Origin of the sequence: Rhodopseudomonas sp. B29 (genome assembly GCF_000333455.1) — a bacterium.
In the GTDB taxonomy this organism is placed as follows: Bacteria; Pseudomonadota; Alphaproteobacteria; order Rhizobiales; family Xanthobacteraceae; genus Rhodopseudomonas.
In genome coordinates, this window is the sequence record NZ_BADD01000223.1 from 1 (window position 1) to 2,369 (window position 2,369).

General features: G+C 65.9%; 2 protein-coding genes and 2 pseudogenes. 2 read left to right on the top strand and 2 right to left on the bottom strand.

Annotated elements, in window-relative coordinates:
* A partial coding sequence (locus tag I5M_RS07855) for an HAD-IIIA family hydrolase (protein WP_022720898.1) occupies positions 1-334 on the bottom strand: 334 nt, incomplete at its 3' end.
* Between the two features lie 48 nt (positions 335-382).
* On the opposite strand from I5M_RS07855, the pseudogene I5M_RS07860 reads away from it, so the two are divergent.
* Positions 383-1,057 (top strand): annotated as a pseudogene (locus I5M_RS07860) (ATP-binding cassette domain-containing protein); the annotation flags it as partial.
* A gap of 49 nt (positions 1,058-1,106) precedes the next feature.
* Here I5M_RS07860 and I5M_RS07865 read toward each other — a convergent pair.
* Positions 1,107-2,189 carry a helix-turn-helix domain-containing protein gene (locus I5M_RS07865; RefSeq protein WP_244431953.1) on the bottom strand — a complete coding sequence of 361 codons (1,083 nt, stop codon included), beginning with the start codon at positions 2,187-2,189 and terminating at the stop codon, positions 1,107-1,109.
* On the opposite strand from I5M_RS07865, the pseudogene I5M_RS07870 reads away from it, so the two are divergent.
* Positions 2,080-2,369, top strand: a pseudogene (locus tag I5M_RS07870) (hypothetical protein); the annotation flags it as partial. The gene I5M_RS07865 and the pseudogene I5M_RS07870 sit on opposite strands and share 110 nt — an antisense overlap.

Sequence of the window (2,369 nt, forward strand, 5' to 3'; positions counted from 1 at the left end):
TCAGCATGCCCGGCTGCGGCTTGCGCCAGGCGCAACCTTCGTCCTGGCGATGCGGGCACAGCTCGATATCGTCGATCGGCAGCGCGGCACGCATGCGCGCGTGCATCTCGTCGACTACGGCCCGAGAGACGCGGCCGTTGCCGATGTCGGGCTGATTGGTGACGACGACGAGCAGATAGCCGGCCCGCTTCAAGTCTCGCAGGCACTCGGGTGCGCCGTCGTCCAGCTTGAACTGAGCCAGCGTCGCCGGCGCGTAGCTGCGGCCGTCGCGAAACTGCGGCACCACCAGGACGCCGTCGCGATCGAGAAACACCGCGCGCGCCGGGCTCACCATTTGGTGCTCCTGCGCTGCAGCGCCGGGTGGCTGACGAGGCAATGCCGCTCCGGCAAATCGACGCTCGGCCGCATCATCATGCGGCTGATCGAGCCGGATACGGGTGCGGTCGAATTCGCCGGGGCGGATTTTCTTGAACTGCGCGGCCCGCAACTGCGGGCGATGCGCCGCAAGGTGCAGATCGTGTTTCAGGATCCTTTCGCCGCGCTCGATCCGCGCCAGAAAGTCGGCGACGCGATTGCGCGCGGACCGATGGCCTATGGCGTGCCGCCGGCCGAGGCGATGGCCGACGTTCATCGCCTGCTGGCGCGCGTCGGTCTCGACGCCAGCGCCGCCAAGCGCTATCCGCACGAATTCTCCGGCGGTCAGCGGCAGCGCATCTGCATCGCGCGCGCACTCGCGCTGAAACCGATGGTGCTGGTCGCCGACGAGGCGGTGTCGGCGCTCGACGTTTCGGTGCAGGCGCAGATTCTCGACCTGCTGGCGGAGCTGCGCGAGGAGATGAACCTCGCGATGCTGTTCATCACCCACGATCTGCGCGTCGCCGCCGAGATCGCCGATCGCATCGTGGTGATGCGCTATGGCGAGATCGTCGAGCAGGGCGATACCAAGTCGGTGTTCACGTCGCCCCAGCACGCCTATACGCGCGCGTTGCTGGACGCCATTCCGGGCCGCAGCCTGTTCGCCGGCCCACAGGCGTCGCCGGATGCCATGACGGCATAACCGCGGAATCGGCCGCCTTGACGGTCAAGCGCCGCCACCCAGGACGACTCTACGCCGCGCGGCCGCGCCGCAGAGTCTCCGATGGTAGCTCGCAGAAGTGCCGTTTATAGTCGAGGGAGAATTGGCTGAAGTGCCAGAAGCCATGCGTCGCAGCGACGTCGTAGACGCCGGTGTGCGGATCGCGGCAGTGCTTCAGATCGCGCCGCACGCGATTGAGCCGGACGGCCCGCGCGTAGTTGATCGGCGTGGTGCCGAGGACGTGTTGGAAGCAGTAGTTTAGTTTCCGCCGGCTGACGCCGACATGTTTGCAGACATCGAGGATCGACACGGCCTCGTCCCCGGTGGTGAGCATCAGCTCGCAGGCGCGATCGACCGTGCGTTTGCGCGCTGTTGCGCTCCGCACCTCGTCGCAGGTGCGCGCCGTCGGCAGCATATCGGTGATCTCGATCAGGATTGCGTCTTCGAGCGCCTGGAACACCGCGGGTTCGTCGAAGGCGGCCGGCGAAGTAGCGATGGTGTCGCACACGTCCGTCAGTAGTTCTCGCAGCCGTTGCAAGGCCGCAGATTCGACTTCCATCGCGCGCAACTGATGCCAGGCATCCTGGGGCAGCGTGATGCCGAGCGTGTCGGCAATGCCTTCGACAAGCCTGGCGCTCGTCACCACCCCCCGGAACTCGAACTGCTCCGGTGTGCACATATCGACTTCGGCGTCGAAGCAGGTGATCACGCGGGCCGGCGTGATCGTCACGCCGTTGAAACTGATCTCTCCGTCAGCCTGCCAGGGCAGCCCGATTCCGAACCGATCGACGCCGAGCTGACCGTATTGCCGAACTTGCCGACTAGTATTTTCTCGGAAGACTTCGACGCTCGGAAGCGACAGCAGCGCGAAGCTGCCGCGAAATGCGCCGGCGCTGATCTGATCATAAGCAAGCCGCCATGCGCCGAGACTGGCACAATGTTCGTCCACGTCAGTGCTGCTGGCCTGCAGAACCCGTGAACAGTGGCCTTGTTCGGCGTTGCCACTCGCCGAGCAGACCGCCAAGGCCACCGGCGAAATCGGCCAGCAGATCGCCAGCATCCAGTCGGCAACGCAGGATTCGGTGTCGGCGATCGGCGAGATCTCCCAGACCATCCAGCGGCTGTCCGAGATTTCCTCGACCATCGCCTCGGCCATCGAAGAGCAAGGTGCGGCGACCCAGGAGATCTCCCGCAACGTCCAGCAGGCGGCGCAGGGCACGCAGCTGGTGTCGAGCAACGTCACCGACGTCCAGCGCGGCGCCACCGAAACCGGCTCGGCCTCCTCGCAAGTGCT